Annotated in this window: 14 protein-coding genes and 1 pseudogene; 7 read left to right on the top strand and 8 right to left on the bottom strand. The window is 44.7% G+C overall.

What is annotated here, in order from left to right:
• Window positions 1-127: 127 nt before the first annotated feature.
• The 8 genes and pseudogenes from QOZ98_RS11420 to zwf all read right to left on the bottom strand — a co-directional run bounded on the left by QOZ98_RS11420 (window position 128) and on the right by zwf (window position 7756).
• Entirely contained in the window at window positions 128-733 is a 606-nt protein-coding gene (locus tag QOZ98_RS11420; protein ID WP_308787567.1) for a flavin reductase family protein, read from the bottom strand.
• A gap of 173 nt (window positions 734-906) precedes the next feature.
• Window positions 907-1449 carry an NADPH-dependent FMN reductase gene (locus QOZ98_RS11415; protein ID WP_407676707.1) on the bottom strand — a complete coding sequence of 181 codons (543 nt, stop codon included), beginning with the start codon at window positions 1447-1449 and terminating at the stop codon, window positions 907-909.
• Between the two features lie 65 nt (window positions 1450-1514).
• Window positions 1515-2498: a ring-cleaving dioxygenase gene (locus QOZ98_RS11410; protein ID WP_308787565.1), complete on the bottom strand. Its 984-nt coding sequence runs from the start codon at window positions 2496-2498 to the stop codon at window positions 1515-1517.
• Window positions 2499-2568: 70 nt separating this feature from the next.
• Window positions 2569-3003 (bottom strand): MarR family winged helix-turn-helix transcriptional regulator, encoded by a 435-nt coding sequence (locus QOZ98_RS11405; protein ID WP_308787564.1) that lies wholly within the window; start codon window positions 3001-3003, stop codon window positions 2569-2571.
• Window positions 3004-3196: 193 nt separating this feature from the next.
• Window positions 3197-3535 carry an ArsR/SmtB family transcription factor gene (locus QOZ98_RS11400; RefSeq protein WP_142826692.1) on the bottom strand — a complete coding sequence of 113 codons (339 nt, stop codon included), beginning with the start codon at window positions 3533-3535 and terminating at the stop codon, window positions 3197-3199.
• Between the two features lie 21 nt (window positions 3536-3556).
• The gene (locus tag QOZ98_RS11395; RefSeq protein WP_308787563.1) at window positions 3557-5323 is read right to left on the bottom strand and encodes a SulP family inorganic anion transporter; all 1767 of its coding nucleotides are present in this window, start codon (window positions 5321-5323) and stop codon (window positions 3557-3559) included.
• Between the two features lie 193 nt (window positions 5324-5516).
• Window positions 5517-6079: pseudogene (locus QOZ98_RS11390) on the bottom strand (NADPH-dependent FMN reductase).
• 159 nt (window positions 6080-6238) lie between these two features.
• The gene (gene zwf / locus QOZ98_RS11385) at window positions 6239-7756 is read right to left on the bottom strand and encodes a glucose-6-phosphate dehydrogenase (protein ID WP_308787562.1); all 1518 of its coding nucleotides are present in this window, start codon (window positions 7754-7756) and stop codon (window positions 6239-6241) included.
• A gap of 275 nt (window positions 7757-8031) precedes the next feature.
• On the opposite strand from zwf, the gene hxlA reads away from it, so the two are divergent.
• From hxlA to QOZ98_RS11350, 7 genes are all read left to right on the top strand, one after another.
• Window positions 8032-8673, top strand: a complete 642-nt coding sequence (gene hxlA / locus QOZ98_RS11380; protein WP_308787561.1) for a 3-hexulose-6-phosphate synthase — start codon at window positions 8032-8034, stop codon at window positions 8671-8673.
• Window position 8674: 1 nt separating this feature from the next.
• Window positions 8675-9229: a 6-phospho-3-hexuloisomerase gene (gene hxlB / locus QOZ98_RS11375; RefSeq protein WP_308787560.1), complete on the top strand. Its 555-nt coding sequence runs from the start codon at window positions 8675-8677 to the stop codon at window positions 9227-9229.
• 166 nt (window positions 9230-9395) lie between these two features.
• Window positions 9396-10016, top strand: a complete 621-nt coding sequence (locus QOZ98_RS11370) for a cyclase family protein (RefSeq protein WP_308787559.1) — start codon at window positions 9396-9398, stop codon at window positions 10014-10016.
• 32 nt (window positions 10017-10048) lie between these two features.
• Complete coding sequence (locus tag QOZ98_RS11365; protein ID WP_308787558.1) at window positions 10049-10909, top strand: Cof-type HAD-IIB family hydrolase; 861 nt, start codon at window positions 10049-10051, stop codon at window positions 10907-10909.
• Entirely contained in the window at window positions 10881-11243 is a 363-nt protein-coding gene (locus tag QOZ98_RS11360; RefSeq protein ID WP_308787557.1) for a winged helix-turn-helix transcriptional regulator, read from the top strand. Before QOZ98_RS11365 ends, QOZ98_RS11360 begins: the two co-directional genes overlap by 29 nt.
• Before the next feature lie 198 nt (window positions 11244-11441).
• The gene (locus tag QOZ98_RS11355; RefSeq protein ID WP_308787556.1) at window positions 11442-12521 is read left to right on the top strand and encodes an AI-2E family transporter; all 1080 of its coding nucleotides are present in this window, start codon (window positions 11442-11444) and stop codon (window positions 12519-12521) included.
• A 99-nt stretch (window positions 12522-12620) separates the two neighbouring features.
• A complete protein-coding gene (locus QOZ98_RS11350) occupies window positions 12621-13466 on the top strand; it encodes an SDR family oxidoreductase (RefSeq protein WP_308787555.1) in 846 nt (281 codons plus the stop codon).
• Window positions 13467-13687: the final 221 nt, after the last annotated feature.

Raw genomic sequence — 13687 nt, 5'->3', positions numbered from 1 at the left:
TTATTGTTCGTAGTTCAACTTCGGATTTAAATGAATTTCAATCCGCATGCCTATATTGAATTTAACTATATCTGTGCTAGTACTTCAGTTTTTGCAAGCTTACTGAATTAGTTTTCCCGGACTTTTTCTACTTCGGCCGCTCCAGCGAAAAGATTTCGCCAATAGCCGCATAGTTCGATCCTGCCAGCCGGCTCACTGCATCCAATCCTCGCGGGTCGATGCGGCCATTTTCGTAAATACTGTCGTCCACATGAAACTGGACGACTTGTCCGATAAACAAATCACTGCCTGGACCGTCGCCTCCCAGTGCAACAGATTCCACTAAGCGGCACTCCATGCGGATCTTCGATTCCTGAACCCCAGGAACCGAAACGAGCAGACTCGGAATCTGCGTCAGGCCGGCCATTTCCACTTCACTTTCCGAGGGTGGCAAAGAAGCCGCAGTTTCATTGATCTTGCCGACATTGTCGCGGTCCACAACATGCACCACAAACTCACCATTCGCGTAAATATTGCGAGCTGTATCCTTCAGCTCCGCTGCCGGCCGCTGAATTGACAGAGAGACCATTGGCGGATTGGAGGAGACGATGTTGAAATAGCTGAACGGCGCTCCGTTGACCACGCCCGACTCTGATTGAGTCGTTACGAATGCGATGGGGCGCGGAATGATCGAGCCGACCAGCAGTTTATAGTTGTCCCGTTCTTTGTTTTGTTCCGGATTAATTGAGATCATGCTTATCTGCTCCTTTACTGATGGAATTGAAACTTGCATTGATTTTTCTAGTGTAAGAGTAGGGAAAAAAATTCTACTACTTTAAGTATCTCTCTGCACATCTCTATTGTAGCCAAAAAAACAGAATGTGCGGGCTTTCCTGCACATTCTGTGATTTAGGCTGCAAAATTAGATTAGCGGATTGTTTTCAATGCGGTTGACCATGGGATGACCTGATCCAGCATTTGATTGACAGAATCTGCCTGGACTGGTGCCGCTTTTAGTTCGGCTCCGTTTTCAAAATCTGTGAACAGCGACAAAGCCGGGTGGACGCGTACATCCGCCACTGACAATTCACCTAAAATGCCGCGCAAATGTTCTGCAGCACGTGCTCCGCCTACTGAACCATAAGATACGATGCCGGCTGCTTTATTGTTCCATTCCACACGCAGGTAATCGAGGGCATTTTTCAATGATCCTGTGATTGAGTGGTTGTACTCCTGTGCGATAAAGACAAAGCCATCCTGTTTTGCGACTGCTTCAGACCAGCCGGCTGCACCGGATACGTCTCCGCCATTTTCGCCAAGCAGCGGCAATTTGTAGTCAGCGATGTCGATGATTGTATAGTTCGCGTCTCCGCGCTTGTCTGCCAATTCTTTTACCCAGTTTCCGACCTGTGGGCTTAAGCGCCCTTCACGTGTGGAACCTAAGATGATGCCGATGTTTAACTTTGTCATGGGTGTTTCCTCCTCTTGTTGTTTTCCAAAAATTCTACTGAATATGCTCATATTTTTCTCCCTTTTTACAGATATTCTTTTTCGATGGTGCGTGTGCTGCGCACGGTGTCAATCGGACGCACTAATTTCTCGATTTGGCCGCGTTTAGATTCCAAAAATGGCGGCAATGACAATTTTTCTCCAACTGTTTCGTAAGGCTCATCGCCCATAAAGCCAGGTCCGTCTGTTGCCCATTCGAACAGGATGCCTTGTGCTACCCGCACATACAACGACTCAAAGAAAAAGCGGTCGACGTAGCCGGACGTATTGAATCCAAGATTTTGCATGCGGTCGATCCACTCCTGCAATACGCTCGTATCCGCTACCCGGAAGGCTGCGTGGTGGACGGTGCCAAAGCCCTGGCGCCCTGATGGCAGCAATTTGTTGTGCTCGACAATCACTTGCGCTCCGTTTCCGCCTTCGCCCACTTCAAACAGGTAAAAAGATCCTTCTTTTGCGACTTGGCGCATGAGCATGGCTTTTTCCAATACTTCTTTGAATGATTCGAATTCCGCGATGCGGATATGGATAGGGCCAAGGCCTGTGATAGCGAACTCCAGTGGAACCGGTCCATTCTGCCATGGCGTCCCGGATGCTACGCCTTCGTTGTTTTCATCCGATATCAACATGTACTGCTGATCGTCGAAATCGACGAATGATAAGGTTTTCTTGCCGAATACGTCCTGGATGCCTTTATGCTTCACTTCGTATTTGTCAAAGCGCTTGATCCAGTAAGACAAGGCTTCATCCGTCGGGACACGGAATGCTGTTTTGTAGATTTCATTTGTGCCGTGGGTGCCTTTCGGGATGTTCGGGAAATCGAAGAACGTCATGTCGGTCCCCGCCGAACCCTTGTCATCCGCAAAAAATAAATGATAGGTTTGGATATCATCCTGGTTAACGGTTTTTTTGACCAGGCGCATGCCCAGTACATAAGTGAAAAACTCGTAGTTTTTTTCAGCGCTGCTCGTGATTGCGGTTACGTGGTGCATTCCTTTTAATTCGTTCATAAGTATCTCTCCTCATTTTTGGTATAAGTATGGTTATTATCTCGAATCCGAGATATAGGATTAAAAAAATTTAAGCATTTTGTGATCGGCAACCTATCTTTTTGACGGTGCAGATCATTTCTTCCAGTTCCTGCTGCTTAATTCCTTGAAATACATTATTGACGGCTTGTTCGTGCTTCGGAAAAATCGTTTCCATCAATTGCTGGCCTTCAGATGTCAGTTCCGCAAAAGTCACGCGACGGTCTTCCGGGCATGCTTTTCGTTCGACGTAATTTTTCGCTTCCAGTTTATCGACCACATAAGTGATGCTGCTGCTGGCAATCAGAACTTTTTTGCCGATGGATTGAATCGGCTGCCTTCCCCGATGGTACAGCAATTCCAGCACCGAAAACTCGGTCGGGTTCAGCCCGTATTGCGCGACATCCTTTTTAATCAGTTCGTGAAGAGCGTCTGTGGCTCGAACCAGTACAGTCAATGCTTTCAAGTTAAGATTCGGCACTTCCATTCGGTTCACCTCATTTACCTTGAATTAATATATCTTTAATTCGAGATAATCATAACATGTGATTTTTTAAACGTCAACCATCTGAACTGAGTTATCTCTGGGTCTGCTGAGTACAGCCGTTGCCACACCTTTTTTTTTGTATAAAAAAAGAATGGATATCAATCTCTCCATTCCTCAGTGTTTCCATTAAAGTCTACTCTTCTTTATCCGTATACTTGAGCCGATCCAAAATCGTAATCGTTTCCGACAGCTGGTTGTTGAAGATCCTTTTAGCCACATCCAATAGTTCCGTGATCATCGGGTCCCGCAACGAATAAATGACGCGATTTCCTTCTTTTGTGCCGGTGACAATATTTTTCGCTTTTAAAACCGTCAGCTGCTGTGATACGGCCGATCCTTCACTTTCAGCTAATAGCTGGATTTCATTCACACTTTTATCGCCTTCAGCTAATATTTCCAGAATGCGAATCCGAAGTGGATGAGCCAGAGCCTTAAAAAATTCAGATTTAAACCGCTGCATTTCCATATCCAAGCCGTCTCTTCCCTTCTATAGCTATTTTAAATTGTTCGCTTTTTTGTCGGTTGCCGTTTTTACGAATTCCAGTCCAGCTGAAAGAGCCGTACATTCCTTGAAAGCAAAATGCTGGCAGCCCAAGCATTTGGTTTTGTCGAGCTTGCCCAAGGAAAAGTTGATAGCTTCGCCGGTATGCTCAAAGAAATGCTCTTCTCCAGTATAGGCATACAATCCGGTTTTTTTCATTACCGATATCGGATGGGGTTTCATGCCAGAGATTAAAACAGTGCCCTGCTTTGAAAAATCTGTGATGATGCTGGACAAATACGATTCACCTGTTGTGTCCATAAAAGGCACTTTGCCCATTCTGAGCATCAGTACATTCGGTTTGTAATTGATGGTATTCATAATGGATTGCTCAAAAGCCTGGGCTGAACCAAAAAACAAAGGCCCTTCTATATTGTATATGCTTATTTGCGGGCAATCGTGAATATCTGTCACCATATGCGTCCCCATTTTTTCATCTTTGTGGTCTGGGTCGGGCAGCGCTTTTGCTGTTACCAGCAACTCACTCATTTGTTTGGTGAACAAAATGACAGCAAATAGGAGCCCGACTTCCACAGCGACAGTCAAACTGACAAAAACGGTCAACAGAAAAGTGGCAGCCAAAACCAGCGAATCTGCTGTTTTTGTTTTTAACAGGGCGACAAACACATGCCTTTCGCTCATATTCCAAGCGACGATCATTAAGACGGGCGCCATGCTCGCCAATGGAATCACTGAGGCATAAGGGGCAAATAGAATAAGGACCAGGAGAACAACCACCCCATGGATTATCCCTGAAAACGGAGACACTGCCCCGTTTTTTATATTGGTTGCTGTTCGGGCGATGGCGCCGGTAGCAGGAATTCCGCCGAACAAAGGAGTAACCATATTCGCAATGCCCTGGCCAACCAGTTCACGATTGCTGTTGTGCTTACTGCCTGTCATGCCGTCAGCAACAACGGCAGAGAGCAAAGACTCAATCCCACCCAGCATAGCAATGACAAATGCTGGGCCAATCAGCAGTTGGAGGCGCTCAAAAGTAATTTCGGGAACATGAAATTGTGGAAGAGCATTTGAAATTTCCCCAAAAGTAGAACCGATCGTTGCAACTTCAGCAGGAAAAAAAACACTCGCAACGACAGTGGAAACGAGTAAACCGATTAAAGGTCCGGGAACTTTGGGAATAATCTTTGGAGTTACAATAACTGTAATCAGGCAGACAACAGCGGTTAAGACACTATATAGATTGACAGTTTGGATATGGAGGAAGATTTCTTTAACATTCGGCAAGAAGGATTCGTGTTTTTCTACACCGGTCAATCCTAAAAAATTTGCTACCTGCCCCACAAAAATGATGACAGCTATTCCAGACGTAAAGCCGATCGTTACCGGACGCGGGATATATTTTATCAATGAACCGAGTTTGAAAATCCCCATAAAGAGCATGATGACACCGGCCATAAATCCTGCCAGCAGCAAGCTTTCGTACCCGTAAGCGATGACTATGGCAAACAAGACCGGGATAAAGGCTCCTGTAGGACCGCCAATTTGAAATTTGGATCCACCGAAAATCGAAATGAGAATACCGGCAATGATGGTGGTATAGATTCCGTACTCCGGATTTACTCCGGAAGCGATGGCAAAAGCCATCCCTAAAGGAATGGCGATAACGCCGACAACCAAACCTGAGAGAAGGTCCTTTTTGAAGCTTTGGAATGAATAACCTGCGTATCTTCCAGTGAGAAACGGCTTCTTCTTCATAATAAAGACCTTCTTTTTCTTTTTATAGTATATCTGATTATTTGAATATTGCTTAATTCAAATATACACCCAGTCGGTCTATTGTCAACTATTTTCGATTCAAGATAATTTATTGACCCCAAAAGATCTTCAACGCAAAAAGAGCAATCCGAAAAACGGACTGCTCTTGGTATTGATTGTACTGTAAGATTTTTTATTTATTCCGCAAAGGTTCAAATGCATTGGTCCAGGCGTTGACCTGATCGAGCAATGTTGTAACCGAACCTTCATGGACATCTGCCGGTTTGAATTCACTCATCTTAACAAAATCAGTGAACAAAGACATTGCCGGATGGGCTCGGACAGAAGCTACCTGCAGCTCCGCTAAAATGATGCGCAGCGATTCAGCTGCACGGACGCCGCCCGAAGAACCATAGCTGACAATGCCTGCTGCTTTGTTGTTCCACTCTACATACAAATAATCGATGGCATTTTTCAACGCTGACGTTACGCCATGATTATATTCCGGACAAACGAAGACATAGCCATCTAGTTCTGCAATTTTTTGAGACCATGGAATCGCTTCAGGGGTTTTGTAATCCTGGCTATATGCAGCTGATATTGGCTCTGCATACATCGGCAAATTGTAATCCGCCAAATCCACGATTTCATATTCCGCATCTCCGCGCTTGTCTGCGATGCTCTTAACCCATTCTGCAACCTGCACGCTGTTGCGTCCAGGACGTGTGTTCCTGTGATGATACCGATTTTTGTCATAGATAAATTCCTCCTCAAATTGTGATCCTTCTTCGATTACGAACTTTCACTCCTTGATGCCCCTTTATCATATGACAAATACCTCTCAGTTTCAAACTAAATGTCTGAATAGTCTTTTTAATCTTTGGCGGAGCTATGTGCTCTTGCCAAGAATGGTTTCTACCACCATTTATATCCATCAGCCATCAACAATTCATTGGCAGCTCTCGGACCCTTTGAACCGGCAGGATAAAAATGCAACGGCAGTAAATCTTCCTGGAAAGCTTCCAATACCGGTTGAATCCATTCCCACGACAGTTCCACTTCTCTCCAGTTGGCAAAAAATGTGGAGTTGCCGCGGAGTGCATCGTAGAGCAGCAGCTCGTAAGCTTCCGGCTGATCTTCTGAGTTCGTGGACAAATTGGTCCAAACCGGCTTGAATTGGTTGCTGGCAGCATCTTTTAAATTTACGCGCAGCGAAATGCTTTCATTGGGGCTGATTTCAACCATCACTAAATTGGGAGCGGCTCCTTTTAGCATTTCTGAATCCATCGCTCTGTTTTCAAACTCAATGACAATTTGAGTAGATTTTTCATTCATTCGCTTGCCGGTCCGGATATAAAAAGGAATCCCTCTCCACGATGGATGGTCAATCGCAATTCGTGCGGCAACATACGTATCATTTTTCGAGAGATCAGCGACTCCCTCTTCTTCCCGGTACCCGGCAGCCGGAGAATCTTGAATCTCTCCAGACTCGTACTGTCCACGGATAATGTTCTGATGCGCCTGTTCTTTTACAATCGGTTGAAGCGACTCAATGATTTCGGTCTTATTAACCCGGCTTGTATTTACCATAAGGTTGTCCGGCAAATGAACGGCAGTCATCATTACCAGCTGCAACAGGTGATTTTGGACCATGTCGCGAATCGCCCCGGCCTTGTCATAATAACCTGCCCGGTCTTCTATCCCGACCGTCTCGCTCGCTGTAATTTGGACATTTGAAATTTGGTGATGGTTCAGCAGCGACCCCAGCACCGGATTTGCCATAACCAGGGTTTTCAGGTTTTGAACCATCGGCTTGCCAAGATAGTGGTCTATTCTGTAGATTTCCTCTTCCTTGAACACTTTCCCCAAATTATGATTGAGTGTTCTTGCCGTCTCCAGATCCCGGCCAAATGGTTTTTCGACAATGAGGCGATTCCATCCGCTGCTCTTTGAGACTCCGGTTGCGTGCAGGTTGGAAGCAATTCCATCGATTAACCCTGGCGCCACTGACAAGTAAAACAGCCGATTTTGCGGAATGCCCAGTTCGTTTTCTCTTTTTTCGATGAGTTCATCCAGCTGTTGATAGGCCTCTGTTTCGGTTGCATCGAATATGCAATACCGGAACTTCTCTAAAAACTCTTGCAAAGTAGCTGACTGAACAGCTTTTCTGGAGTAGGTATGGAGCGATTTTTCTATTTTCTCTTGAAACACTCCGTCTGTGTAATTTCTTCTGCCCAACCCCACAATCGAAATTGTGTCTGGCAGCTTGTTATCAAGATATAAGTTATAAAGCGCAGGAAACAGCTTTCGCTGTGCCAGATCCCCGGTCGCTCCAAACAAAACAAAAGTCATGTCTTGCATGACCCATTCTCTTTGAGATTCGTCCAATTCATCTATACGATTAAATTCTTCCGTTAAACTCTCGATACTCATGCACTAAACCTCTCCCACTCTATCACTCTATTTTCTGCAGCTTGTAAACGCATCTGATAATCACAACAGCTTCCATTATAGTAGCTTGTCTCCCTTTATGTAAGTACGCAGCTTAAAACACATTAGGTGCCTGGCACAGAAACAATTCTATCCATGCCATCACTGATGGTATACTTTTTGTCAGTATGTGATTTCAAAGTGCGTACTTCACAAAAATGCCAGTAGGACTTAGACTGAGTGTGAGCCAAAATAAGAATATGAGGAGATTCATATATATGAAATTACAACTAGCATTAGATTTAGTAGACATTCCACAAGCAATCGAATTGGTTAAAGAAGTAGAGGCTTTTATCGATATCGTTGAAATCGGAACTCCGGTCATCAACAAAGAAGGCTTAAAAGCCGTTACAGAAATGAAAGCAGCGTTTCCGAACCTGGAAGTTCTTGCAGACGTAAAAATCATGGACGCTGCAGCTTATGAAGTATCGAATGCCTCTGCGGCAGGTGCAGACATTGTCACAATCCTTGCACAAGCAGAAGATTCATCTATCAAAGGCGCAGTTGAAGAAGCGAAAAAACAAGGCAAGAAAATTCTTGTAGACATGATTGCTGTAAAAGACGTTAAAACACGTGCGGCAGAACTTGATCTTCTTGGAGCAGATTACATCTGTGTCCACACTGGATACGATTTGCAGGCAGAAGGCAAAGATTCTTTTGAAGACTTGCGCACCATTAAAAGCGTCGTGAAAAACGCACGCACAGCTATAGCTGGCGGCATCAAACTGGAAACATTGCCAGAAGTCATCAAAGCACAACCTGACTTGATCATTGTCGGCGGCGGCATCACAAGCAAAGACGACAAAGGCGCAGAAGCTGAAAAAATCCAGAACCTGATCAAAGAAAGCGTGACCGTGTAACATGAACACCACGAGCTTTACAGAAGAAATTTTGGCCGAACTAAACCAGACGCTAACACTTATTGACGATACAGAAGCTGAAAAGCTGGTGACCGGCATCCTGCAGGCAGAGAAAATATTTGTCGCAGGCGGCGGCCGCTCCGGCTTTATGGCAAAAGCCTTTGTCATGCGCATGATGCACGTCGGCTTGGATGCATATGTGGTAGGCGAAACGGTGACTCCGAATTTGGAACCCGATGATATTTTCATCGTCGGTTCCGGTTCGGGCGAAACCCAGAGCCTTGCAGCGATGACAGAAAAAGCAAAAGACATCGGTGCTTTGGTAGTGGCTATAACCATTAATCCTCAGTCTGCAATTGGAAGTCTCGCAGACATTACAATTGAAATTCCGGCTCAAGCAAAAGCGGACGGTGCCAGCGGCAAGTCCATCCAACCGATGGGCTCACTGTTTGAGCAGTCGCTTCTCCTATTCTACGATGCGGTGATTCTGAGATTTATGGATAAAAAAGGGCTCGAATCCGATACTATGTACGGCAGGCATGCCAATTTAGAGTAAAATAAATAAGCATGAGCCTGAATTTTTTAGGCTCATGCTTATTTTTCTTGTTCCACAGACCCAAAGCTGGGAATAGTCCAAGCACTTTCACTGGACAGACGCCCAAAAAGCATGCCAAGCTGAACATACTGTGAAAGAAACTATCTGCAACGGAAGGATTGATTGGATGAAAATGTATGATGTAACAGGTGAAATTTTTGAAGGAATGGCCGTATATAAAGACAAACCGGAGAAACAGCCAAAACTAAATCAGCTGACAAACGGCTATGTGACAGAAACACGTTTGGAGATGGATGTCCATACAGGAACGCACATCGACGCCCCGCTTCATATGACTGTTGGCGGCGAAACGTTTGAATCGATTTCGTTGGACAAACTTGTAGGGCAATGCAAAGTGCTGGATTTGACGGCATCCGAGAATGGCATTTCAAAAGCGGACCTGGAAGGGTTCGAGATTGAAAAGGAAGACTTTGTTCTATTTAAAACAAAAAACTCTTTTGACGACCATTTCAATTTCGACTTTATCTACCTTGCAGAAGACGGGGCAAACTACCTTGCAGAGCTCGGGATTCGCGGAGTGGGAACAGACGCCCTTGGAATCGAACGAAGCCAGGAAGGCCACCCAACGCATAAAACATTATTCGCCCATGACATCATCATCATCGAAGGCCTGCGCTTGAAGGAAGTTGAGCAAGGCGAATACTTTATGGTGGCAGCGCCGCTAAAATTAGCCGGCACCGATGCTTCTCCTGCCAGAGTCATGCTGTTTGAAGGATTGAATTTTTAAAGTTGGCAAAAGAAATTCCAAGGAGCAAACCTATGTATAAAATGATTGCGATCGACCTTGATGGAACGCTCTTCACAGACGAACTGACCATTTCACCGGGAACCGTGGCTGCCGTCCAAAAAGCGATAGAACTGGGAACGGTGGTCACGATTGCGACGGGAAGGATGTTCTCTTCCGCAAAACTCGTGGCACAGCAGTTGGGAATCGATGCACCGCTGATCACTTACCAAGGTGCTATGATCAAGGCTGTAGGGGAAGCGGACGCATTGTATGAGCGTGCCGTCTCCCCTGACATTGCCAAAAAGTTAATCCACATTGCCCGTGAGAAAAACATTCACTTGCAAGTCTATCAAAACGATATTCTTTACGGGGCTGCGGAAACGGACAAGCTGATCGCTTATGCCAATGCTGTCCAAGTACCGTATGCAGTAGAACCAGACTTGATGAGGCTCGCGCAAAAAGGGTTTACGAAACTGCTCTTTATCGACGAACCCGATGTATTGGATCTTCTGCAAAAAGAATTGCAGATAATATTCGGCGACTCGGCCTATATCGAGAAGTCCAAAAAGAACTACTTGGAAGTGACGCATCCTGAAGCAAACAAAGGAACTGCTCTTTTGTTCCTGGCGAACCATCTTGGCATCGACCGCTCTGAAATTATCGGGATCGGCGATAACCACAATGATTTTGAGCTGGTCAAAGCGGCCGGCTTTGGCATCGCCATGGGCAATGCTGTACAGGAAGTGAAAGAGATTGCCGACTACACCTCGCTTACCAACAATGACGAAGGTGTACGCCATGCGATTGATGCGTTTATTCTGGAACCGCGGAAAGTGGCCGCAGCGGAGAGAGGAAGCGAAGACCATGCCCAACTTGGGAGAAAAAAGCTTTAATTGCGAAAAAGAACTGACGCTTTCGATCATCGGCGGAAAGTGGAAGATGTTGATCCTCTGGCATTTAGGCAAAGAAGGAACAAAACGGTTTGGCGAGCTGAAAAATCTGATGCCAGGCATCACCCAGCGCATGCTTGTGACTCAATTGCGTGAACTGGAAGAACACTTGATTGTACATCGCGAAATCTATCCGGTTGTGCCCCCTAAAGTCGAGTATTCTCTTACCGACCAGGGACGCAGCCTGATTCCCATTCTTGACTCCATGTACGAATGGGGCAAAGATTATATGGAGCAAAATTTGGACATGACGATTGAAACCAATAAAAATGCTTGAACGAACAAAGCGGATTGCAGCAATATGCAATCCGCTTTTTCTATGGATTCAAATTATGCAGATTAAAGTGATACCGTTAAGGGTACTTGTGCTAAAAGTGGACTATGACCAAAAAAAGGCTTCTTGACCGCTATAGTTGTATCTGTTTTGCTACACACCTTTAACTCTACATTTATACATATCGAAAGGAGTGTTCTAATGACACATAAAGTCTGGTTTCAGACAGCTGTCGCAATTATTTTGACTTTAGTCATCATTCGTTTATTTATCGAAGTGCAAGGTGTATTTTCACCACTTTTCGTAGTTGTTGAAACGATTTTCTTGCCGTTGCTGATTGGCGGAGTGCTGTTTTATTTAACTCGGCCCATCCTTCATTTTCTGCAAAAAAAGAACTTTCCCAAATGGGCAGCCATCTTACTTATTTTTGCGTTAATGGGTCTCCTTTTATGGCTATTTTATATTTTGCTTGCACCAATTGTTTCTGAGCAAATAAATTCACTGGCGGATAATGGCCCGGAAATTATCGAAAGAGCAGAAGAATATGGACAATACCTTTTGAACCAACGCGAACATTTGCCGGATTCTGTACGAGAACAAGTAAACGGGCTGACTGGACAATTCACTGATTTGGCCGGCAATATCAGCTCTTGGTTCCTGGCGTTCCTAATGGGATTGTTTTCAGGTGTTCTTGCGCTCATCCTCGTCCCTTTTTTCCTGGTTTATATTTTAATTGACCACCGTAAGTTTGCACCATTTGTTGCTCAGTTTTTCTCTGGAGAACGAAAAACCTGGATTCGCAAAACTTTGCATGATATAGATGAAACCTTAAAGTCCTATATTGTGGGTCAGCTATTTGTGAGTTTGATTGTAGGTACCATGCTGCTGATCGGATACTTGATCATTGGACTTGACTATGCGTTCCTGCTCGCTTTAATCGGAGTCGCGACTAATGTCATCCCTTTCCTTGGACCTTATATCGCAGTAATTCCAGCCATGATTATTGCACTGGTTCAAGATCCTATTATGGCAGTGTACGTAGCCATTATTATGCTGTTGGCACAGCAAATTGAAGGGAATCTCATCACGCCGAACATCATGGGCAACGCACTGAATGTCCATCCACTAACCGTTATCACTTTAATACTAGCCGCCGGGAATATTGCCGGCATTTGGGGCATCATACTGGCCGTTCCTTTTTACGCCGTTGTCAAAACAATCATATCCAATTTCTATGCCAAACGAAAAGACATTGAGGAAAAAGCTACAGAAAAAGTTTAATACAAGAGGCTCTTTCGTATCCAAAGGTGGATGCTGGTTAGGCAATCGTCCATACCAATTGCGGTTAGAAAGCAAATTTGACAGAAAGCGGTGACTCTAATGACTGTTCTGGTGACCGGTTTTACTGGCAATTCAGGCTATGAGGTTGCTCAGAGTTTAAGGAACAAAGGCCTGCTATTCAAGTGTGCAGTCCGCAATACCGAAAAAGCCATCAAGCATTATGGCAATAAATATGATTTTGTCGCTTTGGATTTTGCTGATCCAGACACTTTTAAGCGAGCATTGCAAGGGGTTAACCAAATTTTTTTAATGTATCCACCAGGTGGAAGCCTGCGATTTGCTGAGTTTCTGGAGCAAGCAAAACAAATGGAAGTTCAGCATATTACCTATTTGTCAGTAAAAGACGCCCAATTTTTGCCGTTTATCCACCATTATAAAAACGAAAAGCTGATTAGAAAATCAGGTATTCCGTATACCTTTGTCCGTGCCGGCTATTTCATGCAAAACCTGAACGACTTTTTACGCGAGGAAATCAAAGAAAATCGACGTATTTTTGTTCCGGCTGGCAAGGGCAAAACAAGCTTTGTCGACGTTCGCGATTTGGCTGAGGTGGTTTCTTTATCTTTTCAAGATCCACAGCTCCATAAAAATAAAGCTTATACGATCACAGGCTCTGAAGCGTTGAATTTTTCACAAGTAGCTGAAAAGATGACCCATGTTCTTCGCGTAGCCATATCCTACACAAATCCATCGGCGAAAGATTTCAAGCAATATATGGTAAGCCACGGAAAAGATAAAGGGTTCATTAATGTCGTCGTCGGCATCCACTTCCCCACCAAACTGGGCTTGGCGAAAGGCGTAACTTCTGATTATCAAAAAGTGACAGGCAAGCAGCCAAGAAAAATAGAGACATACATTCACGATTACCAGAATTTTTGGAAGTAGGATTCTTGCTGATGTGTTAGCAGCAGTTGGGTTCTCGGGTTAACATTTGTTTTAGTTTTTATGGCTCCATCAAAGGAAATGATCTAATATACTCTCTCTCAATCTATATAAGTTGAACTAATAATCTTCAGCCGCCGATATTTCGCAGCTGTCGGCGCATATTCCTCATCTCTTCAAGTTGGAGAATGGAACACACGAGCTCCTTTTTTGCTATGTAAATG

Source organism: Planomicrobium stackebrandtii, assembly GCF_030814955.1.
Classification (GTDB): Bacteria; Bacillota; Bacilli; order Bacillales_A; family Planococcaceae; genus Planococcus; species Planococcus stackebrandtii.
Note: the sequence above shows the minus strand (reverse complement) of the source record. Positions and strands in the feature narration are given on the sequence as shown.

Bases quoted from the DNA above. Each gene is read 5' to 3' on its own strand.
- QOZ98_RS11370 (WP_308787559.1), top strand. From the start codon at position 9,396: ATGAAAATGTATGATGTAACAGGTGAAATTTTTGAAGGAATGGCCGTA.
- QOZ98_RS11355 (WP_308787556.1), top strand. From the start codon at position 11,442: ATGACACATAAAGTCTGGTTTCAGACAGCTGTCGCAATTATTTTGACT.
- QOZ98_RS11410 (WP_308787565.1), bottom strand. From the start codon at position 2,498: ATGAACGAATTAAAAGGAATGCACCACGTAACCGCAATCACGAGCAGC.
- QOZ98_RS11420 (WP_308787567.1), bottom strand. From the start codon at position 733: ATGATCTCAATTAATCCGGAACAAAACAAAGAACGGGACAACTATAAA.
- QOZ98_RS11395 (WP_308787563.1), bottom strand. From the start codon at position 5,323: ATGAAGAAGAAGCCGTTTCTCACTGGAAGATACGCAGGTTATTCATTC.
- QOZ98_RS11360 (WP_308787557.1), top strand. From the start codon at position 10,881: ATGCCCAACTTGGGAGAAAAAAGCTTTAATTGCGAAAAAGAACTGACG.
- hxlA (WP_308787561.1), top strand. From the start codon at position 8,032: ATGAAATTACAACTAGCATTAGATTTAGTAGACATTCCACAAGCAATC.
- QOZ98_RS11415 (WP_407676707.1), bottom strand. From the start codon at position 1,449: ATGACAAAGTTAAACATCGGCATCATCTTAGGTTCCACACGTGAAGGG.
- QOZ98_RS11365 (WP_308787558.1), top strand. From the start codon at position 10,049: ATGTATAAAATGATTGCGATCGACCTTGATGGAACGCTCTTCACAGAC.
- hxlB (WP_308787560.1), top strand. From the start codon at position 8,675: ATGAACACCACGAGCTTTACAGAAGAAATTTTGGCCGAACTAAACCAG.
- QOZ98_RS11405 (WP_308787564.1), bottom strand. From the start codon at position 3,003: ATGGAAGTGCCGAATCTTAACTTGAAAGCATTGACTGTACTGGTTCGA.
- zwf (WP_308787562.1), bottom strand. From the start codon at position 7,756: ATGAGTATCGAGAGTTTAACGGAAGAATTTAATCGTATAGATGAATTG.
- QOZ98_RS11350 (WP_308787555.1), top strand. From the start codon at position 12,621: ATGACTGTTCTGGTGACCGGTTTTACTGGCAATTCAGGCTATGAGGTT.